The sequence below is a fragment of the Haloterrigena gelatinilytica genome, from assembly GCF_013342145.1.
GTDB classification, from domain to species: domain Archaea; phylum Halobacteriota; class Halobacteria; order Halobacteriales; family Natrialbaceae; genus Haloterrigena; species Haloterrigena gelatinilytica.
The window spans coordinates 83,067-103,478 of record NZ_JABUQZ010000001.1; the positions used below are offsets into that span (position 1 = coordinate 83,067).

Here is a 20,412-nt window from a genome sequence, read left to right on the forward strand (position 1 = left end):
CCCAAGTGGTGACTATTTTCTCTATTACCATTGGAACCATTCAATAACTCTCTTCGAGTCAACTATGGAAATAACAAATTTAATACCTGTATGGAGGTGATTATGATATGTGGCAGGCGAAGGCTACCTGAGACGGACCGCAATCACCCGGCCGATCCTTTCCGACGAGCAACAGGAGATGCTCGAGCAGACACTCAGTGAGTGGAAGACCGCTTGTAACATCGCGAGTTACATCGGATGGAACGTCGGTGAGACGCGGAAAACGCGTCTCCAGAGTCTTGCATACGACGACGTACGGGACCGAACCCGTCTCGGGAGTCAACACGCAATTCTCGCGATCCACCAGGCCGCGGCCGCACTCGCGGGCGTCGAAGAGATTGAGGGCCTCGACGAGGACTACGATACGTCTCGGCCGATGTTCACCAGCGATACGCTGACCTACGACGCGCGGACGATGACGTTGTTCGACGACGATTCCGTGTCGTTGGCGACGGCAGGTACCGGTGCTCGAATCCGGTGTGATCTCGCGCTTCCTGACGACGAAACCGGTTATCAGCGCCAGTATCTGGATGACGAAAGGTGGGAGTTGACCGAGTCGACGCTCTCGAAACGCAATGGCGACTGGTATCTCCATCTCGGCTTTCGCAAACCGAAACCCGAGTCGCGCGATGAAACGAAACCCGGCGACGAGGACAGGACAGTTCTCGGCGTTGATCTCGGAATCGTCAACATCGCGACTACCAGCACCGCGTACTTCGCCTCGGGACGGGAACTGCGACATCGTCATCGCGAGTTCGACCGTATCCGAAGCGGGCTCCAACGAACCGGGACGCGGTCAGCACATCAAACCATTCAGCGACTAAGCGGACGGGAACACCGGTGCGTTCGACAGACGCTCCACGAGATTGTCAACAATATCCTTAGGGAGGCGATCGATTACGACTGTACCGTTATCGCCGTCGAGAACCTGACGCATATCCGTGAACGGGCACCACCTGCCAAAGAATTTCACCAGTGGGCCCACCGGAAACTCGTCGATCTGCTCGAGTACAAGGCCGAATCCGAAGGGATTCAGGTTGCATTCGTCTCCCCGGAGTACACGAGTCAGCGGTGTCCGGAATGCGGACATACCAGTGCGGAAAACCGCGTACGACAGGCTACGTTCGAATGCGAGAATTGCGGCGCAACGGCGAATGCCGATTACGTCGGTGCGAAAAACATCGGATGGCGATACGTCCGTCGGGGCCAACAGTCGTCTCGGCGGACGGGCGACAGTCGACTCGCCCTAAAGTCAGGAACCGTCCAGCCGAATCGCGGGTTTATCCCGGCCGACTGACGTTGGTCTCGGTCCGGTCGCGTTCACTGACAAGCCCCGAACGGGGCAGTCGGCATCCCAGTCTTGGCGTTCTGTGAAGTATACTACCAGGTGGTCAGTACAATTGCATCGTCGAAAAATGATGAGCGGTACCGGTATCGTGGAGGCGAAACGGGTTACCGCGTCACTGTCGCCGGCGAGTCGGTCGCAATCCAGCAGTCGGGGTCGTCCGGATCGCGGAGTTCGAGATTGCCGCTTTGACACACCACCATTTCGTATGGATCCGTCATCGTGACCCCGTCGTGACCTGCGCCGGGATCGGATATCGTAACGGGGCCCTTACCGGCCGGTTCGTCGATAGTATGAGGCCCATACCGCCCCGCGAGCGGTCCGGTACTCCTCGCGGGTCGCGACTCGAGCGGCCGTCTCGAGCCCCGAAAACTGGCCCGGGACCCGTCTACAGTCCAGTATTCGGGATCGACATTCTCGACCGGCGACGAACAACGATTTATCCCGACGGTCCGACGGTCGAGGTATGTGCGGTCGCTACACGCTGATGGTCGAGCGGGGGGTACTCGAGGAGCGGTTCGACGCCCGGTTCGCGGACGGCGGTGACGGGTTCGAACCGCGGTACAACATGGCGCCGGGCCAGCGCCTGCCGGTGATCGCGAACGACGACCCGGAGACGTTCCGGCGACTCGAGTGGGGACTGGTGCCGTCGTGGGCCGAAGACGACAGCGGCGGGCTCATCAACGCGCGGGCGGAGACGATCGACGAGAAGCCGGCGTTCCGCGAGGCCTACGAGCGCCGTCGCTGCATCGTCCCGGCCGACGGCTTCTACGAGTGGGTCGAGACCGAGGAGGGAAAACGGCCCTACAGAGTCAGCTTCGAGGACGACCGCGTGTTCGCGCTGGCGGGGCTGTGGGAACGCTGGGAGCCCGAGGCGGAGACGACCCAGGCCGGCCTCGAGGCGTTCGGCGGCGGGCTCGAGGAGAGCGAAGACGACGGTTCCGACGGCCCGCTCGAGACCTTCACCATCGTGACGACCGAGCCCAACGACCTCGTCGCGGATCTCCACCACCGGATGGCGGTGATCCTCGAGCCGGGAGCCGAACGGGAGTGGCTGACGGCCGACGACCCCGGCGACCTCCTCGAGCCACACCCGTCCGACGAAATGCGCGCGTACCCGGTCTCGCGGGCGGTCAACGATCCGTCGGTCGACGAGCCGTCGCTGGTCGAACCGCTCGAGACCGGTTGACCCTCCGAACCGCTGGCGTTCTCCCGCTCGTTCTCCCTGCGCGTTCAGTAGTGGACGCTCCGCGTGAGGACGAAGACCAACAGCGCCATCAGCAGCGATCCGAGCAGGGTCTCGATGCTGGCGACGGCACGGGCCCATCCGCCGACCGGCTGGATGTCGCCGTAGCCGAGCGTGGCGAAGGTGATGACGCTGAAGTAGAGGCTCTTGAGAAACGTTCGAACGAGGACGGGACCGGGGGTGTCCGCCGGATCGTCGATCTCGTAGGTGATCGCCGTGTCGGTTCCGACCTCGCGGATGCCGCCGGTCAGTGGGAACAGCCCCGCACAGACGACGATCAGGAGCAGCGAGGTCGCGACGACGCGCCACGGACTCGTCCCGTAGCGCATGACCCACCGCGACCCCGCGAGCGTGATCGCCTGCAAGTAGTTTCGGCCCCGCCAGGCCAGGCGGCGCCGGAGATCCATCTCGCGAAGGTAGTAGGTCTGTGCCTGCTCCGAAAGCGCGTTTTCCCCGTAGAGGCGTTGTAGCTCGCGGTAGAGCCACTGTGCGGATTCGGACAGTTCCAGGAGGTCTTCGTTCGACGCCCGTCCCAGTTCGTCCTCGTACACCGACCGCTCGCCGAACGCCGTCTCGAGGTTGAGTCGGACGTCGGTCAGCCCCGCGCGGTACAGTCTCGCCTCTCGAAAGTCCGCGCCCCGGAGGTCGGCGAAGGTGAACACGGCGTCGTGGAGGTTCGCGCCTCGGAACGACGCGCCGTGTGCGTCGACGTCTTGAAACCTGGCGCGGCGGAGATCCGCCTCCGAGAGGTCGGCGCCGTCGAGGACCGCGTCGGTGAAGTCCGCGGCGACGAGCGACCGTCCCGCGAGGAACGACGTCCCGCTCAACATCGTCCCCTCGAGATTCGCCCCGTCGAGCCGTTCCCCCGGCTCCGGCGGGTTTCGCTCGTATTCCTCCGCCGGAACGGTACGTTCGGTGTGCCAGAGACACCGATCGGTATCGTCCCACGTGGGCCGCCAGCAACAGACCGCGCCGGCCTCGTCGACCCCGCTACTACTCGTGACGTGTCCGCACCGCTGGGCAGTCATAGCCGTCTTAGCAGCTAGCTGCCCCCTAATAGTGGTGCCTGAATACGTACCGACGCGAGCCGCGCGGTGCGGCGTTCAGTTCAGTTCCGCGAGAATCTCCCGGGTCGCCCGCCGGACGGCCTCGTCGCTCGAGCGCGTCGGCTCCCAGCCCAGCGCCGAGAGCTTCTCGATCGAGAGGCGCATCTTCGGTACGTCGCCGGTCCAGCCGCGCTCGCCGCCGGTGTACTCGAACTCGGGCTCGAGGTCCATCTCGTCGGCGACGATGGCGGCGATCCGGTCGACCGAGGTCGTCGTCCGCGTCCCGAGGTTGTAGGTGTTCATCGCGTCGTCGGCGTGTTCGACGACGTGGAGCATCGCGTCGAGGCAGTCCTCGACGTCGAGGTAGGACTTCTCCTGTCGCCCGTCGCCCAGGATCGTCAGCGTCTCGGGATCGTCCTGCAGCTTTTCGATGAAATCGGGGATGACGGCCCCGCGCAGGCGCGGCCCGACGACGTTCGCGAAGCGGAAGTTCCAGACGGTCAGGTCGTGGCTGTGGGCCCGCGCGGAGAGCAGTCCTTCGTCCGCGAGTTTGCTCGCCCCGTAGGCGCTGATCGGCTCGAGGGGAGCGTAGTCCTCGGGCGTCGGCCGCGGTGCCTCGCCGTAGACCGTCGAGGAGGAGGTGTAGGCGATCTCCGCGACGCCGGCGTCGGCCATCGACTCGAGGATGTTGCGGGTCATCCGCGTGTTGTCGTCGAACTGGCCGTGCGGGCGGTCGGTGTCGACGTGCTTCGACGCCGCGAGGTGGAAGACGAGATCGACGTCGTCGAGGCGACCGTCGAGAACGCCGGGCTCCGTCAGGTCCGCGTCGACGAACGTCGCGTCCTCGGGAACGCGAGCGGCGTCGCCGTTCGACAGATCGTCGACGATCGTGACGTCGACGCCGTCGGCCAGCAGTCGTTCGGTCAGATGCGATCCGATGAATCCGGCGCCGCCCGTGACGAGAACCCGTCCGTTCGAGAGCTCCATACTGGACGATTCACTGACATCGGGATAACTGTTATCCTCGCCGTCGATGACTCGAGTCCTTCCGCCATCGATCCCTCGAGTCCCCCGTGGTCGGATTCGAGCCGTGTCGTATCGGTGATGGTTCGTCCGGCGTCGAGTCGCCAGTGCGTCGCCGCTCGCTCGATACGTTGGCGCCCCATCGGCCCTTCCGGAACGGACCACCCCGTCGCGCAAATCGAATTTACTTAAATATGGCGGATGCACCCACCTCGTGAGTCGCCTCTTGGAATGTTAACTCCTCACGAGGATAGCCGCCGAACACCGCGCACTACGGTGGTTTTGCCCCGCTCAATTCGTTTGCTGACGATCGTCACGAGCGTTGAATAGCGTAACGTTTATGTAGAATCACAATCAATGATTCGGCTGACTATGAGCCAGCGAATGCAGCAGGGTCAGCCGATGATCGTAATGAGCGAGGATTCCCAGCGCGTCAAGGACAAGGACGCGCAGGATTACAACATCAGCGCGGCCCGTGCGGTCGCCGAGGCCGTCCGTTCCACACTCGGTCCGAAAGGGATGGACAAGATGCTCGTCGACTCGATGGGCTCGGTCACCATCACGAACGACGGCGTCACCATCCTCCAGGAGATGGACATCGACAACCCGACGGCCGAGATGATCATCGAAGTCGCCGAGACCCAGGAGGACGAGGCTGGCGACGGCACCACGACGGCCGTCGCGATCGCCGGCGAACTCCTCAAGAACGCCGAGGACCTCCTCGAGCAGGAGATCCACCCGACGGCGATCATCAAGGGCTTCCACATGGCCTCCGAGCAGGCCCGCGAGGAGATCGACGACATCGCTCAGGACGTCGACACCGACGACGAGGAGCTCCTGCGCTCGGTCGCCGAAACCTCGATGACCGGCAAGGGCACCGAGGTCAACAAGGAGCACCTCTCGCAGCTCATCATCGACGCGGTCAAGCAGGTCACCGTCGAGGACGACGAGGGCAACAACGTCGTCGACCTCGAGTTCCTCAACATCGAGACCCAGACCGGCCGTAGCGCCGGCGAGTCCGACCTGCTCGAGGGCGGCATCGTGGACAAGGACCCCGTCCACGACAACATGCCCACCGAGGCCACCGACGCCGACATCCTGCTGCTCAACGAGGCTATCGAGGTCGAAGAGACCGACGTCGACACCGAGGTCTCCGTCACCGACCCCGACCAGCTCCAGAAGTTCCTCGACCGCGAGGAGAAACAGCTCCGCGAGAAGGTCGACACGATCGCCGACCTCGGCGCCGACGTCGTCTTCTGCCAGAAGGGCATCGACGACCTCGCCCAGCACTACCTCGCTAAGGAGGGCATCCTCGCCGTCCGCCGCGCCAAGAAGTCCGACCTCGAGTTCCTCTCGGAAGTCGTCGGCGCGAACGTCGTCTCCGACCTCGAGAGCGCGACCGAGGACGACCTCGGCTTCGGCGACGTCACCCGCGACGACGCCGACGAGCTGTTCTACGTCGAGGGCGAGGACGCCCACGGCGTCACGCTCCTGCTGCGCGGCTCGACCGACCACGTCGTCGACGAACTCGAGCGCGGCGTCAACGACGCGCTCGACGTCGTCGCCCAGACCGTCTCCGACGGCCGCGTCCTCGCCGGCGGCGGCGCCATCGAGGTCGAACTCGCCTCGCGCCTGCGCGACTACGCCGACTCCGTCTCCGGCCGCGAACAGCTGGCCGTCGAGGCCTTCGCCGACTCGCTCGAGCTCGTCCCGCGCGTGCTCGCCGAGAACGCCGGCCTCGACTCCATCGACACGCTCGTCGACCTGCGTGCGGCCCACGACGACGGCGACGTCGAAGCCGGTCTGAACGTCTTCACCGGCGACGTCGAGGACACCTTCGAGGCCGGCGTCGTCGAACCGGCCCACGCCAAGGAGCAGGCCGTCACCTCCGCTGCCGAGGCCGCGAACCTGGTCCTCAAAATCGACGACATCATCTCCGCCGGCGACCTGTCGACCGACAAGGGCGGCGACGAAGAGGGCGGCGCGCCCGGCGGTGCCGGCGGCATGGGCGGCATGGGCGGCGGCATGGGCGGCATGATGTAAACCGACCTTTTACGCTGTCGTTCGAGAGAGCTTCGCTCTCTCGTGATGACGAAAGCGCTTCGCGCCTTTCGAACCACACTCTGGCGATCCGGCGCCAGCATAGCTGGCGCACGTCTCGCCGACGTTCGGTAAAAGGTCGATCAAAAGCACTCCTCGCTCCCGTTGGTCGCTCGTCGGCCCGAGCGCGGCACCACGTGCCGCGCTCGGTGAACGGCATCGTTCGGGTTCTCCGAACCGCTCACGGACGCAAAGCGCCCGTTCGCCTTTCCGCGGCGCGTGGCGCCGCGCTCCGCTCACTCGCCGATGCTCGGCTAGGGGTGGATCAACGGGCCGCAATCCGCTCGCGGTGAGCGGTTTTTTCTCTCGAGTTCGAGCGCTCTCGACCGGCAGGACTGCTTTCCGATCCCGTTTCGTGGCAAGCCGGCGACCTTTTGTCATGGGGCTTGTACGGCGACTATGTCGTCGCAAACGACCTTCGGCTGGTCGCTGTTTACCTCCGGTATCGTCACGCTCGTCCTGAAGGCGCTCCCCGGCGACTCGCTGTGGTGGGGGCTCATGCTCCTCGCCGTCGGACTGGTGTTGCTGTACTACCGGTAGCCGCGACGCAACCGGTACCGATCCGGCGGTCGATGCCATCCGTTGCCGAAATAATGGCCGCTTTCCGTTTCGAACCGAAATCTCCTCGCCAGTGAGTACCACCGAGGACGAGACGCCGTTCGACGCCTACCGCGAGCACGTCGAGCGACCGCTGTGGCGACTCTCTCAGGAATACGCGCCCGATCGGTTGGGCTGGTTCACCGCGGGGATGCTCGCCAACTTCGTCGCCCGGATGGCGAGTCTCGTCCCGCCGCTGTTGCTGGGTACTGCTATCGACGCGATCTTCACCGGCGACGGTGCGTTCGAGTTGTCGATCGTGCCCAACGCCTGGCTGCCGACCACGCAGATGGCCCAGTTCTGGTTCTCGATCGCCGCCATCGCGGGCTCGTTCCTCGTCGTCGAGGACGGCGAAATCGTCGAACGCGGTGATCACGAGGAGCTCCTGGCGGCGAACGGTCGGTACGCGATGCTGTGGGCGGCCCAGGCCGGGGATCGCGAAACGGCCGCCGAAGCACTGATTGACGGGGACGACTGACCGGGTCGGCTCGGTCGCAAACGCTGCGAGTGCGGCGCCGACGGCAGGACCTTCGGGTACGGGCTGCTGACCGACGGAGAATTGTCCGAGTCGCTCGCTTCCGTTCGAATTAGCTCTCGTCGATTTCGAGTTCGAACTGCTCGTTCTCGCTGACCGCGTTGAGAACGACGCTCGTGTTTGAGGCCTTGATATCCGGGTTGGACAGCAGTTCCTTGATCTCGTCGTTCATGCCGTCGGTGTCGGTGAACTTGCCGACGGCGATAACGTCGTAGTCGCCGGTCACCTCGTAGACCGAGGTCATCTGCGGGTGATCCCGGAGCGCGTCGGTGACGTCGGGAAGCGCGTTCCCCTCGACCTGCAGCTGAACGACGGCCGTGACGTCGTACCCGACCGCGTCGTAATCGACCCGCGGCGTGTAGCCTTCGATCACGCCCTCGTCCTCGAGATCGGAGAGATGGTTCGAAACTGTCGTCACCGAAACGTCGAGTTCCTCGCCGAGGCTGCGGAGGCTCGCCCGCCCGTTACCCAGAAGTTCATTCACTAGTTTTGCATCGAGATTTTCGTACGTCATCACGCACACCCACTCGCTAGTCCCATTAGAACTTTACGAACAGTCAGTTCCGTCGGTGGGAGAGAAGATTTGCTTAGAGCAGTAGGGTTTTAGTAGCAGAGTTACTTGGGTAGGACGACGAGAAATATGACAAGCGGAAACATCACCGAGGCCGAACAGGCGGTATTAGACGAGATCGAGGAGAAAGACGTCGATTTCCTCCGTCTTCAGTTTACTGACATTCTCGGGACGGTAAAGAACGTCTCCGTTCCCGCTCGCCAGGCCGAGAAGGCCTTCAGCGAGGGTATCTACTTCGACGGCTCCTCGATCGAAGGCTTCGTCCGCATTCAGGAGTCGGACATGCGCCTGGTCCCCGACCCCGACACCTTCGCGATCCTCCCGTGGCGCCAGAAGGAGGGCAGTGCCGCGGCCCGGATGATCTGTGACGTCTACAACACCTCGACGGGCGAGCCCTTCGAGGGCGACCCGCGCCGCGTCCTCAAGAACGCGCTCGAGCGCGCCGAGGACCTCGGCTACGAGGTCAACGCCGCGCCCGAACCGGAGTTCTTCCTGTTCGAGGAAGACGAGGAGGGCCGCGCGACGACCAAGACTAACGACGCCGGCGGCTACTTCGATCTCGCGCCGAAAGACCTCGCGAGCGACGTTCGCCGAGACATCATCTACGGTCTCGAGGACATGGGCTTCGAGATCGAGGCCAGCCACCACGAGGTCGCCGAAGGGCAACACGAGATCAACTTCGAGTACGACGACGCGCTCGCGACCGCGGACAACGTCGCCACGTTCCGCACCGTCGTCCGCGCCATCGCGGCCCAGCACGACCTCCACGCGACGTTCATGCCCAAGCCGATCCCGAAGATCAACGGCTCGGGGATGCACACGCACTTCTCGCTGTTCGAGGACGGCGAGAACGCGTTCCACGACGAGGACGACGAGTTCAACCTCAGCGACGAGGCCCACTCGTTCCTCGCGGGTATCTTAGAGCACGCGCCGGCGATCACGGCGGTCGCGAACCCGACGGTCAACAGCTACAAGCGCCTGGTGCCGGGCTACGAGGCGCCGGTCTACGTCGCCTGGTCGGACCGCAACCGCTCGGCGCTGATCCGCAAGCCCGCGGCCCGCACGCCGGCGGCCTCGCGCGTCGAACTGCGCTCGCCGGACCCCTCGTGTAATCCGTACCTCGCCTTCGCCGTCATGATCCACGCGGGTCTCGACGGCATCGAGAAGGATCTCGAGTGTCCCGACCCGGTCCGGGAGAACATCTACGAGTTCGACGAACAGAAGCGCGAGGAGTACGGCATCGAGACGCTCCCGTCGAACCTCGGCGAGGCCGTCCAGGCCCTCGAGGAGGACGAGGCCATCTACAGCGCGCTGGGCGAGCACGTCGCGCCGAAGTTCGTCGAAGCCAAGAGCCAGGAGTTCGAGGAGTACCTCGTCGACGTCTCCCAGTGGGAACTCGACCGCTACCTCGAGACGTTCTGAGGTCGCTCGAGCGGTCGGCGCAGACTCGCTACCGTTCTCTCTCTCGCTCTCGTCGTTTTGTTTCGGTCCGTAACTTGCTCCCGCGCTCGAGCCGCGGGCTCGCGGAGCGGGTCGTATCGCGACCGCGCCGCGGTCAGTCGGACGCGTCGGGGCCGAACGCGTGATCGTGGCCCTCGAGTCGGAGTCCACCTTCGTCGACATCGCCCTCGAGCGTGTAGTATCGCTCCCAGGCGGGGGCGAGGCTCACCACGTCGACGCCGGCGATTTCGGCCTCGCGGTGGCGCTCGTGGTGGCCGACCAGACAGAGCGACGGCGAGAGGGCCTCGAGCAGGGCGTCGACGTGTTCGCAGCCGGGATCGTAGCCGTAGGAGAGGAGTCCGGTCGGTGCCTCGTGGGTGAGCAGGACGTCGACGTCGTCCAGTTCGGCCGCTCGCTCGACGTCGTCGCGGGTGAAGTGCCGGCGGCGGTCTCCCTCGAGTTCGTCGCGGGGACGGTCGTACTTCGTCGGCGCGTAGTTCCCCGAGAGGCCGGCCACGCGGAGCCCGTCGACGTCCGCGACGGTACTCGCGAGCAGGTGGACGCCGTCGGCCTCGGACGGTTCCTCGCCGGCGCGCAGCGCCTCGATAACGTCGAGGTCCTCGTTGTTGCCCGCGACGAACCACGTCGGCGCCGGGAGGTCGTAGTACTCGAGGTCGCCGAGCTGTAACACGGCGGCGGGATCGACGGCTCGGTACAGTTCCAGAAGCGTCTCGCGGCGGTCCGGCTCGGACGCGTGGGCGTCGCCGAGAACGAGCATGCGTGGACGAACGGTCCCGTCGCGGAAAACGTTGCTCAGGCTTCGGCCTGGTCGATCCACTCCTCGGCGTCGCTTTCCGAGACGTCGGCGGCCTCGGCGACGGTCTCGGCGTCGGCGCGAACGAGGTCGTCGACCGTCGCGATGCCGGCGTCGGCGAGTCGCTCGCGGACGTCGGCGTCGATTCCCGCGACGGATTCGAGCGTGTGCTCCGGGTCGGTCTCGATCTTCGTCTCCGCCGTGGCCTGCCGATCCCGAAGCTGCTGGGTCACTTCTTCGGCCTGCTCCTCGAGTTGCTGCTGGACCTGCTCGATCTGTTCGGCCTGCCGGTCGAGCAGGTCCGCGACGTCGTCGCTCTGGCGCTCGAGTTGCTCCTCGAGCTGATCCTGCAGCTCTCGGGTCCGCTCGAGTTGCTCGCTGAGCTGGCTCGAGAGCTCGTCGACGTTCTGGACCGTCTGCTCCTCGACCGAGCGGGAGAGCTCGAGGAACTGTTCGGTGCCGTCCTCGAGCGCGTCGACGAACTCCTCGGAGAACTCGTCCGCGACGTCGGCGTCCCGCTCGAGTTCGCGCTCGAGGGCGTCGTAGAACTCAGCGTGGGTCGTTTTCAGCTGTGCGAACGCCTCGTCGACGCTCCGGTGGGCGTCCGCGGACCCCTCGCCGGGGAGCATCGCGGTCGTCGCGTCGACGTAGCTGTGGGTCGCCGCCTGCGCGAGCTCGAGTTGCTGGCGCTGGAGCGACGCCTGGCCGTTCAGTCCGGTCAACGCCATCTTATCGACGGCGGACTGGGCGGACAGCCCCTGCGTGAACAGCTGCTGGCTTCCTTTGATCGCGGTTCGCTGGGCGTCGAACATCGCTCGAATGGGGGATTCCGATTGACTCATTGGTCACTCGGTAGTCAGTACCGTTCGGGGATAAGTGACGGGCTTGCAAGCCACTGAATGGGTTCTGATGGTGAATAATACCACAAACGGCTCGTCAATGAGTGGCTCTGCGTTCCGGCAACCATCACGCGAAACTGAGTGTCACGGTGGGAGCCATTGAGAATTATGAGGGCCTTCGTGGTCCGTTCACCATGGTTGACAGTCGAACCTACGCGTTCGAGGGGACGCAACCGACGGTCGACGACGCGGCGGCGGTGAGTCGGGAGGCGACGCTGGTCGGCGACGTCCGGATCGACGCCGAGGCGAGCGTCTGGCCGGGCGTCGTTCTCAGGGGCGACATCGGACCCGTTCGCGTCGGCGAACAGGCCCACATCGGCGACAACGCGACGATTCACGCTTCGAGGCTCGCGGACCGCGTCATGATCGGTCACGGCGCGGTGCTCAACGAGGCGACCGTCGAGGAGGGGACGCTGATCGGATTCAACGCGACGGTCAACACGGAGTCGACCGTCGGCGCGGGGAGCGTCGTCGCCGCCGGGACGGTGATCCCCGACGAGTACGACATCCCGCCCGAGTCGTTCGCCCGCGGCGTTCCCGCCGAGATCACGCCGCTCGAGGAGACGGGCGTCGACGCCGAGGCGATCTTCGAGGAGTTCTCGTCGGGCGAGTACACGAACCTGGCCGGTCGTCACGAGGAACTGTTCGACTGAGCGCCGGCCGCACGACGGTCCGGACGAGCCGGCGGCGAGGGCCCGTTACTCGCCGGCCGGGATTTCCCGTCCGTCCTCGGCGTCGATGCGAATCGGGTCGTCCTCCCGGTCGATCTCGAGTCGGCGCCGCGAGAGGTACGGCGCGAGCGTCGACGCGGAGACGAGGCCGCAGTAGGCGCCGTCGCTGACGACCGGGAGGTGTTTCACGCCGTCGGCGCGCATCGTTTCCGCGGCGGCGACCAGCGATTCGCGTCGCGAAATCGTGGTGACCGGCGACGACATGACCGCCCCGACAGAGCGCGGTTCGAGCGTCTCGGCGACGAAGGCGACGACGTCCGATTCGGTGACGATTCCGACGACGGTCTCGTCCTCGAGGACGACGAGCGCCGGTACGTCCGGATCGCGGAGTCGCTTCGCGGCCTCGGTGACGGGCGCTTCGGGCCGGATCGTTCGACCGGACCGAGTCAGTACGCGTTCGAGTGGAACGTCGATCATCGCTTACACGTCGCTACCACGACCCGCCACATAATCACTTCGCATATATGCACTCTATCCCCTAGTATTGTGCTGTTTTGTGTTCTAAATTGCCAAAGTATTGGACAATACAAACCTATGATGGACTATATTGCTACATAGCTCTCCCGTTACGATGCCCGGCCGAGAGCGGGATTCGTCCCGCCGTCCGGTCCGATTCCGCCCGTCGGTCCCGGTTCACCGGACGGCGCCGGCATCATAGAGCGCATCGATCTCCGCGTCGCTATAGCCCGCCTCGGCGAGATACCGGCGCGTGTGTTCGCCCTGCGTCGGGACGCGCTCGTCGAGGTCCGCACGCTCCGTTGTCGCTGCGGTTTCGTCGTCGAACCGGGCCGGAAACCCGATCCGCGGCGGGGCGCTATCCGGACGCTCGACGAGATCTCGCGCACGGAACTGGGGGTGCTCGAGCATCTCGGCGGGCGAGTAGACGCCGGCGACCGCCGCGTCGACGCCCTCGAGGGCCGCCTCCCACTCGTCGCGGGTTCGCTCGCGGAAGAGATCGCGGAGTTCGGCCTCGAGGGCGGTGCGCACGGCCGGATCATCCGTCCCGTGCTCGTCGGCGAGGTCGTCTCGGTCGACGGCCTCGCAGAACGCCCGCCAGAACCCCGGTTCGAGGGCCGCGAGCGTCACCCAGTCCCCGTCGGCGGTCTCGTAGCAGTCGTACCACGGATAGGCGCCCGTCAACGGCGTCTCGCCGGGTCGCGGCTCGTCGGGATCGCCGGTCGCGGCCTGGTAGGCGATCGGCTGGGCGAACGAGGCGACGACGTCGGCCATCGCGACGTCGACGTACTCGCCGCCAGAGCTTCCCAGTTCCCTCGAGAGCAACGCCCCGACGATAGCGAACGCGGCGAACAGTCCCCCGGCCATGTCGCCGATCGGGTAGCCGGGCACCTGCGGCTTCTCCTCGGGCGACTCCCGCGTCAGATCGAGCAGGCCGGCCAGCGCGACGTAGTTTAAGTCGTGGCCGACCCGATCCGCCCACGGGCCGTCCTGGCCGTAGCCGGTGAGCGAGCAGTAGATCAGTTCGTCGTTGTGCTCGGCCAGCGTCTCGTAGTCGATCCCCAGTCGGTCGACGACGCCCGGCCGGAACCCCTCGAGGACGACGTCGGCGTCCTCGACGAGTCGGTAGAACGCCGTCCGCCCGCCGTCGGTTTTCAGGTCGATCGCGACGCTGCGCTTGCCGCGGTTGACCGTCTCGAAAATCGCGCCGACGCCGTCGGCCGTGACGGGCTCCATCGCTCGAGCGTAGTCGCCGGCGTCGGTGTCCTCCACCTTCACCACCTCGGCGCCGCAGTCGGCCAGCAGCTGCGTCGCGTAGGGGCCGGGCAGCAGCCGCGAGCAGTCGAGCACGCGAACGCCATCGAGTCGCATACGGTGTCCTCGTCGCCCCGATAGTTTACCGTATGGGTCGTCGCGCACGAGAGCCGAGAACGAGGTCGCGAGCCGCGAGCCGCGAGCCGAACTACGAGCGTTGGGTCGCCGAACCGATGTCGAAGAACTCGGCGTAGAGCCCCTTCGCGAGGGCGTCGAGGTTCTCCTCCGCTTCGCTCGCGTCCATGGTGTCGCCGACGCCCTGCCACTCGACCGAGAAGCGGCTGATCGGGACCAGCGCGAGGCCGCCGATACGGATCTCGCCGTCGGGGGTGTGGACCGTCCACTCGGTTCGCATGCCGTCGGACGACCGGGTGACGTCCTCGATGTGGGCGCCGGCGTCGACCCACCGCTCGACGAGGCCGTCGGTGATCCGGCGGAGTCGTCGCTCGCCGAGCACGTGGGCGCCGACGCCGCCGCCGACCAGCACGGCGAACGCGGCGAGGGCCGTCGGCACGCCGCCGTAGGGGATGTTCACTGACGCGGCCAGTCCGCCCACGACGACGACGAGGCCGAGGATCCGGGCGTCGACCGCGCTGGGAACCGTCCCGCTCCAGCCCGACTCCTGCGTCGACTGCTCGACCTGCGTCGGCTGCTCGAGTTGCATGGTACTCGCGGATGGGGACGACGTCCCGGTAGCCGTTGTCCTGTCCCAGTTCCGGCTTTATGGTGCGATCGTTACTCGTAATCGAGTAATTCACCGTCGCCGTGTCGTTCGCGGAGGGCCTCGAGCTCCTCGCGCTGGGCCTCGAGTCGCGGCGTCGGGTCGGCGTACGTGTGCTCGAACAGGTCGCGCGGATCGGCCTCGGCGGATTCGGCGCGATCGACCAGTTCCTCGAGGGTGGCCTCGATCTCGGCGTCGATCGTCTCGATCCCGTCGTCGTCGAGGACGCCGCGGTTCCGGAGGTAGGTCTCGAACCGGTCGATGGGGTCTCGCTCGCGCCAGCGCTCGACTTCGGCCTCGTCGCGGTAGGCCGAGGGATCGTCGGCGGTCGTGTGCGCGCCGTAGCGGTACTGGACGGCCTCGATCAGCGTCGGCCGCGGCCGGCCGTCGTCGCCGGAACGAGCCGCGATCGCCTTCTCTCGCGCGGCCCGCGTGACGACGTAGCTCGCCAGCGGATCCATCCCGTCGACCTGCACGCCCTCGAACCCGTAGGCGGCGGCCTTCTGGGCGATGGTAGCGCTCGCGGTCTGGTTCTCCCGCGCGATCGAGATGGCCCACTGGTTGTTGTTACAGAAGAATACCGTGGGGGTGTCGAAGACGCCCGCGAAGTTCATCGCCTCGTGGAAATCGCCCTCCGAGGTGGCCCCGTCGCCGAAGTGGACGACGCTCGCGCGCTCGTCGCCGTTCAGCTTCGCGGCCCACGACCAGCCGACCGCGTGGGGGAGGTGGCCGCCGATCGAGATGTTCAGCGGGAAGACGTCGATCTCGGCCAGCGCCGCGTTGCCGTCCTCGTGGCCCATCCAGTACAGCAGGTATTCCCACGGGAGGTCCCGCGAGACGACGGCCCCGTGTTCCCGGTACTGGAAGGAGAGCATGTCGTCGTCCGCGAGCGCGTACGTCGAGCCGATCTGCGAGCCCTCCTGGCCCGCGAGCGAGGCGTAAGTTCCCAGCCGACCCTGCCGCTGGAGGCTGATCATCCGCTCGTCGAACCGCCGGGAGAAGCGCATATCCCGGTATATCGACCGCAGCGTCTCGTCGGCGAGGTCGGGTTCCAGTTCCGGCGCGACGATCGTCCCGTCGGCGTCGAGCACTCGGATCCGATCGTCGGGCGCTCGCTCGAGAACGGCGCGCTCTACGGCGTCTCCTGCCATACCTCGAGCCTCTGTCTCCGGCCACATAACGATATCCCGCGGCGCGGCCGCGCCGCCGCCGACCTCGACGATTTCTGGCGGCGAAAATCCGCGACACCACTTTAGGTGTCTCGAACGAAGGGTCGCGTATGGACGATTCCGACGTCACCGTCGATGTCGAGGTAGAGGTCGAAGTCGACAGCGAGGAACTCGAACTCGAGGCCGAGGACCGCCGCGAGTTCGAGGGCGAGTTCGAGACGGACGGACTGACGATCGAGGTCGAGGCGGAGATCGAGGTCGAAGGCGAGGAGGAGGCCGACGAAGACGAGGAAAGCGAGGCGGAAGCCGACGACGGCGAAGACGAGGAGGAGTAGGCCGCGATCGGTTCGCAGTGGACGCTCAGTGACCATCGTTTTTAGCGGTCGATTCGCTCACGGAGCGGTCGCTCGGCGCCGGAACGCTTCCGGACCCGCGACGGGTGAAGTCGGTTTTATCACTCAGTCGAGTGAATAATCGGCCATGTACCGCGTTCTGATGCCCGTCGACACGAACGAGAGCCGAGCGATCGCGCAGGCCGAGTACGTCGCGTCGCTCCCCGACGCCGCCGAGTCCGTCGCGGCCTCGATCCTGTTCGTCTTCACGGACGAGAGCGAGGACCTCCCGGAGGAGATCGAACGCTACAAGTCCGCTTCGCGGGTCGCGTCCGTCCGGCGCGCGCGAGAGCGTCTCGAGGCGGCCGGCGTCGACGTCACCGTCCTCGAGGGCAGCGGCGAGATCGAAGCGGACGACGTCCTCGAGGCGGCCGACGAGCGCGACGCCGACGCCATCGTCCTCGGCGGCCGGAAGCGATCGCCCGTTGGAAAGGCCGTATTCGGGAGCCTCACCCAGTCGGTGATCCTGACCAGCGACCGCCCGGTCGTCGTCACCGGCGGCCAGCGGGAGGAGTGAGAGACCGTCCGAACCGACCCGGACTCCGGGCCGTCGCCGGGATTTATCACGCGCTCGAGCAACGGTAGCACATGGCTCTCGATCGACCCGATCTCTCCGGCAAGACGGCGTTCATCACGGGCACGACCCGCGGTATCGGCAAGGCGATCGCGCTCGCGCTGGCCGAGCGCGGCTGCAATATCGTCTCGACCGGCAAAACGAGCGAGGCGGACGACGACTACGCGGAGAGCGACCTCGAGGGGACGATCGAACGGACGGCCCGCGAGGTCCGGGAGCGCGGCGTCGAGGCGCTGCCGATCCAGTTGGACGTCCGCGACGAGGCGGCCGTCGAGGCGGCCGCGGAGCGGGCCATCGACGAGTTCGGAACCGTCGAGATCGTCGTCAACAACGCGAGCGCGATTCAGTTCGCGGCCGTCGCGGAACTCCCGGCGAAGCGGTTCGACCTCCTGACCGACGTCAACGTGCGCGGGACGTACCTCGTCTCGCGGGCGTTCGCGGACCACCTCCGCGAGGCCGACGACTCGTGGCTGCTCGCGAACGCGCCGCCGGTGACGATCGATCGCGCGCCGGAGCTGGCGCCCTACGCGTGGTCGAAGCTCGGCATGACCTTCCTCACGCTCTCGATGGCGAGCGAACTCGCGGCCGACGACGTCGGCTGTAACGCCTTCTGGCCCGTCACGGCGATCGATACGCGCGCGACCCGACACTTCGGGATGGGGACCGAAGACGACTGGCGCAGTCCGGATATCGTCGCCGATGCGGTCCTCGAGATCCTCTCCCGGGATCCCGCGTCGTTCACCGGGAACGCGGTCTACGACGAGGAACTATTGCGCGAGGCAGGGCTCGAGGACTTCTCGCGGTACAACCTCACCGAGGGCGACCCGGAGCCCGGTTCGGTGCAGTTGTTCGATCCGGACTATCAGCGACCGGCGTGAGGAACGGGTAGCTACCGTTCGACCGGCGTTCGCTTCTTCGGCGCGGCCGCGACCACGAGCGGGGCCGTGCCGAGCGCGACTGCGGGTGCGGCCGGTTCGCCGCCATCGCCGCCGGCGCTCGAGTCGTCCTCGGTCTCCTCGATGACGTAGCGCTGGCCGAGCATCGGATCGAGCAGGCTGTCGACCTCGCCGCGGTCGTCCCGGAGGACGGGCGCGTCCGAGGTGTCCGGCTCGTCCATGTAGTGGTCGACCTCGTCGGCGAGGTCGATCCCGAGGTCGCGCTCGTCGTTTCGCTCGGCGAGGTCCGACTCGGAGAAGTCGGTCTCGGCGTTGGTCGCCGCGATTTCGATGTTCTGGATCTCGTCCGTGTTCGAGGTCCGGAACGCGTACGTGTCGGCGAAGGCCTCGTCCATCGTCTTCCACTGAGCGCGGTAGAACTCGCCGGCGGCGCCGCTCGGCGCGGCGATGACGTTGGCGTGGAAGACCCCGTCGTCGGCCAGCCGATCGGAGGCGAGTTCCATGAACTCGACGGTGGTCAGGTGGAAGGGGACCTGATCCTTCTTGTAGGCGTCGAGGACGATCACGTCGTAGGTCTCGTTGGTGTTCTGGAGGTACTGTCGGCCGTCGATGGTGTGGGTCGTCATGTTCTCGCCGTGCTCGAGGCCGAAGTGCTCCTCGGCGGTCTCGGTCACTTCGGGATCGATCTCGACGACGTCCACGTCGACGTCGTAGCGCCGCTCGAAGTCCTTCGGTCCGGTGTACCCGCCCCCGCCGATGAACAACACGTTATCGACGTCTTCGACGTCGTCGGTCAGCAGCATCGGCAGGTGGAAGTACTTCGTGTACTCGAAGACGTGGCGCTCGGGCTCCTCCAGGTCCATCGCGCTGTGGCGGGCGCCGTCTAAGTACATCGTCCGAACGTCGCCGTCGTCGACGACCTCGAGTTCCTGGTAGGCGGTCTGAGTGTGGTAGACGACGTCGCCGCGGTGGTCGAGCGCGACCGGCCCGGCGCCGGTCGCGACGACGAGCAGGACCGCGATGCCGACGCTCGCGAAGGTCGGCTTCCGGGGCAGCGACGGCGCCTCGATGGCCACCGCCGTCGCGACGAGGGTGATGCCGAAGACGAGACCGATGGTGTCGACGGTCAGCGCGGGGATGAGGACGAACGTCGTCGCGGCCGAGCCGAGGATGCTGCCGATCGTCCCCAGCGCGTAGACGTGCCCCGACGCCTCGCCGGTGCCCTCCTTTCTGGAGAGTTCGGCCGCGTAGGGGCTGATGAAGCCGAGCAGGTAGGTCGGCGGCCCGAACAGGATGATCGAGGACGGGAGAGCCGCGTACCGCGCCGGTAACGCCAGCGCGGCGGTCTGGCTCAACAGCATGTCGCTGGCGTAGATGACGACCGCCATGTAGACCGCCGTTCCGAGTAACAGCCAGGTCATCTCCCGGTTGGTCGCGTCGGACGCCCGCTTGCCGCCCTGCCAGTAACCCAGGCTCAGGGCCGCGAGACAGACCGTCATGATGCCGCCGACGGTGTAGATGTGGCTCCCGAACTGCGGCGCGACGATCCGGAGGGCGAGGATTTCGATCCCCATGCTCGTGATCCCCGAGACGAAGACGGCGAGTTCGGGTTTCGCGGGTCGATAGGAGAGCGCGGTCCGCGCAGTCATTCGTTTCGAGATTGGGGCCCGACGACGAGAACTTGTCGCCTCGACGACGACCCGCGGGAGTCGTCGCGCTCAGGGCCGCGTCATCACGAGGGCGAGCACGAACAGCCCGATCGCGGCGGGGACGACCGTCGCGGGGCCGAACTCGAGGGTTCCCACGATCGACGCCCCCCAGACGATCAGCACGGCGAACAGCGTCGACAGCACGGCGTTCAACGCGAGCAGCACGCGCGGATCGCCGCGGGAGGACTCGAGACCTTCCTCGAACCCGTCCCGTTCGTCGTCGGAGCCGGCGGACATGCCCGAACACGGGGGCGACGCTCACTTAGTCGTTTCCTCCGGCGAGGCCCGTCGTCGCGACGGCGCCTGCGCGGCAGGACGGCCACCGCGGCGCCGCCTCGGCCGCCGTCACCAGTATTTATCCCAGTCGGCGCGAACGTGGCTGGTATGCGCGAGGTGACGGTCTCTCGAGTCGTCGACGCGACGCCCGCGGAGCTCTCGGAGTGGCTCGATCCGCCGACGATCGTCCGCGCGGAGGGGAGTTTCGACGTCGAGGCGGTCGAGGACCGGGACGACGCGGTAGTCGTCCTCGCCAGCGGCCCCGGAATGGCCCTCCCGCTGCGGTTCGAGGACCGCGACGGCGCGATCTACTACACCCAGGAGGGCGAGCAGGGCCCGTTCTCCCACATGGAAACGTGGATCGAACTCGAGGACGCCGCTGACGGCACTCGAGTCGCGGTCCGCTCGTCGGTCTCGCTGTCGGCCCCGCTGCCCTTCGGCGACCGGATCGCCGCCTGGAAGCGGAAGGGCGAGTGTTCGCGGCTGCTCGAGGCGCTCGCGGACGCGTTCGACTGACTC

Annotated in this window: 21 protein-coding genes and 1 pseudogene; 11 read left to right on the forward strand and 11 right to left on the reverse strand. The window is 66.3% G+C overall.

Annotated elements, in window-relative coordinates; translation table 11 throughout:
• The first annotated feature begins 178 nt into the window (after positions 1-178).
• Positions 179-1,336 carry an RNA-guided endonuclease InsQ/TnpB family protein gene (locus tag HTZ84_RS00460; protein ID WP_254611794.1) on the forward strand — a complete coding sequence of 386 codons (1,158 nt, stop codon included), beginning with the start codon at positions 179-181 and terminating at the stop codon, positions 1,334-1,336.
• 514 nt (positions 1,337-1,850) lie between these two features.
• The gene (locus HTZ84_RS00465; protein ID WP_174678874.1) at positions 1,851-2,573 is read left to right on the forward strand and encodes an SOS response-associated peptidase; all 723 of its coding nucleotides are present in this window, start codon (positions 1,851-1,853) and stop codon (positions 2,571-2,573) included.
• Between the two features lie 44 nt (positions 2,574-2,617).
• Here the strand turns inward: HTZ84_RS00465 and HTZ84_RS00470 are convergent, their stop codons facing one another.
• Positions 2,618-3,658 (reverse strand): pentapeptide repeat-containing protein, encoded by a 1,041-nt coding sequence (locus tag HTZ84_RS00470; protein ID WP_174678875.1) that lies wholly within the window; start codon positions 3,656-3,658, stop codon positions 2,618-2,620.
• A gap of 75 nt (positions 3,659-3,733) precedes the next feature.
• The gene (locus HTZ84_RS00475) at positions 3,734-4,663 is read right to left on the reverse strand and encodes an NAD-dependent epimerase/dehydratase family protein (RefSeq protein ID WP_174678876.1); all 930 of its coding nucleotides are present in this window, start codon (positions 4,661-4,663) and stop codon (positions 3,734-3,736) included.
• Between the two features lie 408 nt (positions 4,664-5,071).
• Here HTZ84_RS00475 and thsB point away from each other — a divergent pair, with 408 nt between their 5' ends.
• The 3 genes and pseudogenes from thsB to HTZ84_RS00490 all read left to right on the forward strand — a co-directional run.
• Positions 5,072-6,742, forward strand: a complete 1,671-nt coding sequence (thsB, locus tag HTZ84_RS00480; RefSeq protein WP_174678877.1) for a thermosome subunit beta — start codon at positions 5,072-5,074, stop codon at positions 6,740-6,742.
• A 456-nt stretch (positions 6,743-7,198) separates the two neighbouring features.
• The gene (locus HTZ84_RS00485; RefSeq protein WP_008894056.1) at positions 7,199-7,339 is read left to right on the forward strand and encodes a hypothetical protein; all 141 of its coding nucleotides are present in this window, start codon (positions 7,199-7,201) and stop codon (positions 7,337-7,339) included.
• A gap of 91 nt (positions 7,340-7,430) precedes the next feature.
• Positions 7,431-7,739, forward strand: a pseudogene (locus HTZ84_RS00490) (ABC transporter ATP-binding protein); the annotation flags it as partial.
• A gap of 244 nt (positions 7,740-7,983) precedes the next feature.
• On the opposite strand, the gene lrp reads toward HTZ84_RS00490, so the two are convergent.
• Positions 7,984-8,445, reverse strand: coding sequence for an HTH-type transcriptional regulator Lrp (lrp, locus tag HTZ84_RS00495; protein ID WP_174678878.1), 462 nt, complete (start codon positions 8,443-8,445; stop codon positions 7,984-7,986).
• Positions 8,446-8,571: 126 nt separating this feature from the next.
• Here lrp and glnA point away from each other — a divergent pair, with 126 nt between their 5' ends.
• Positions 8,572-9,924 carry a type I glutamate--ammonia ligase gene (gene glnA, locus HTZ84_RS00500; protein WP_174678879.1) on the forward strand — a complete coding sequence of 451 codons (1,353 nt, stop codon included), beginning with the start codon at positions 8,572-8,574 and terminating at the stop codon, positions 9,922-9,924.
• 133 nt (positions 9,925-10,057) lie between these two features.
• Here glnA and HTZ84_RS00505 read toward each other — a convergent pair whose 3' ends face one another.
• Entirely contained in the window at positions 10,058-10,720 is a 663-nt protein-coding gene (locus tag HTZ84_RS00505) for a metallophosphoesterase family protein (RefSeq protein ID WP_174678880.1), read from the reverse strand.
• Between the two features lie 35 nt (positions 10,721-10,755).
• Positions 10,756-11,568 (reverse strand): helix-hairpin-helix domain-containing protein, encoded by an 813-nt coding sequence (locus tag HTZ84_RS00510; RefSeq protein WP_174682503.1) that lies wholly within the window; start codon positions 11,566-11,568, stop codon positions 10,756-10,758.
• Positions 11,569-11,789: 221 nt separating this feature from the next.
• Here HTZ84_RS00510 and HTZ84_RS00515 point away from each other — a divergent pair, with 221 nt between their 5' ends.
• The gene (locus tag HTZ84_RS00515) at positions 11,790-12,308 is read left to right on the forward strand and encodes a gamma carbonic anhydrase family protein (RefSeq protein ID WP_174678881.1); all 519 of its coding nucleotides are present in this window, start codon (positions 11,790-11,792) and stop codon (positions 12,306-12,308) included.
• A gap of 45 nt (positions 12,309-12,353) precedes the next feature.
• On the opposite strand, the gene HTZ84_RS00520 is transcribed toward HTZ84_RS00515, so the two are convergent.
• From HTZ84_RS00520 to pdhA, 4 genes are all read right to left on the reverse strand, one after another.
• Positions 12,354-12,803 (reverse strand): CBS domain-containing protein, encoded by a 450-nt coding sequence (locus tag HTZ84_RS00520; protein ID WP_174678882.1) that lies wholly within the window; start codon positions 12,801-12,803, stop codon positions 12,354-12,356.
• 216 nt (positions 12,804-13,019) lie between these two features.
• Positions 13,020-14,213, reverse strand: coding sequence for a CaiB/BaiF CoA transferase family protein (locus HTZ84_RS00525; RefSeq protein WP_174678883.1), 1,194 nt, complete (start codon positions 14,211-14,213; stop codon positions 13,020-13,022).
• Between the two features lie 91 nt (positions 14,214-14,304).
• Positions 14,305-14,820, reverse strand: a complete 516-nt coding sequence (locus HTZ84_RS00530; protein WP_174678884.1) for a hypothetical protein — start codon at positions 14,818-14,820, stop codon at positions 14,305-14,307.
• Between the two features lie 71 nt (positions 14,821-14,891).
• A complete protein-coding gene (pdhA, locus tag HTZ84_RS00535; protein WP_174678885.1) occupies positions 14,892-16,028 on the reverse strand; it encodes a pyruvate dehydrogenase (acetyl-transferring) E1 component subunit alpha in 1,137 nt (378 codons plus the stop codon).
• A 128-nt stretch (positions 16,029-16,156) separates the two neighbouring features.
• Here pdhA and HTZ84_RS00540 point away from each other — a divergent pair, with 128 nt between their 5' ends.
• The 3 genes from HTZ84_RS00540 to HTZ84_RS00550 all read left to right on the forward strand — a co-directional run bounded on the left by HTZ84_RS00540 (position 16,157) and on the right by HTZ84_RS00550 (position 17,890).
• Entirely contained in the window at positions 16,157-16,381 is a 225-nt protein-coding gene (locus HTZ84_RS00540) for a hypothetical protein (protein ID WP_174678886.1), read from the forward strand.
• Positions 16,382-16,526: 145 nt separating this feature from the next.
• Complete coding sequence (locus tag HTZ84_RS00545) at positions 16,527-16,955, forward strand: universal stress protein (protein ID WP_174678887.1); 429 nt, start codon at positions 16,527-16,529, stop codon at positions 16,953-16,955.
• Between the two features lie 71 nt (positions 16,956-17,026).
• A complete protein-coding gene (locus tag HTZ84_RS00550) occupies positions 17,027-17,890 on the forward strand; it encodes an SDR family oxidoreductase (protein ID WP_174678888.1) in 864 nt (287 codons plus the stop codon).
• A gap of 11 nt (positions 17,891-17,901) precedes the next feature.
• Here the strand turns inward: HTZ84_RS00550 and HTZ84_RS00555 are convergent, their stop codons facing one another.
• Positions 17,902-19,557: a spermidine synthase gene (locus HTZ84_RS00555; RefSeq protein ID WP_174678889.1), complete on the reverse strand. Its 1,656-nt coding sequence runs from the start codon at positions 19,555-19,557 to the stop codon at positions 17,902-17,904.
• A gap of 69 nt (positions 19,558-19,626) precedes the next feature.
• Positions 19,627-19,854 carry a hypothetical protein gene (locus HTZ84_RS00560; protein ID WP_174678890.1) on the reverse strand — a complete coding sequence of 76 codons (228 nt, stop codon included), beginning with the start codon at positions 19,852-19,854 and terminating at the stop codon, positions 19,627-19,629.
• Positions 19,855-20,001: 147 nt separating this feature from the next.
• Here HTZ84_RS00560 and HTZ84_RS00565 point away from each other — a divergent pair, with 147 nt between their 5' ends.
• Positions 20,002-20,409 (forward strand): SRPBCC family protein, encoded by a 408-nt coding sequence (locus HTZ84_RS00565; protein WP_174678891.1) that lies wholly within the window; start codon positions 20,002-20,004, stop codon positions 20,407-20,409.
• Positions 20,410-20,412: the final 3 nt, after the last annotated feature.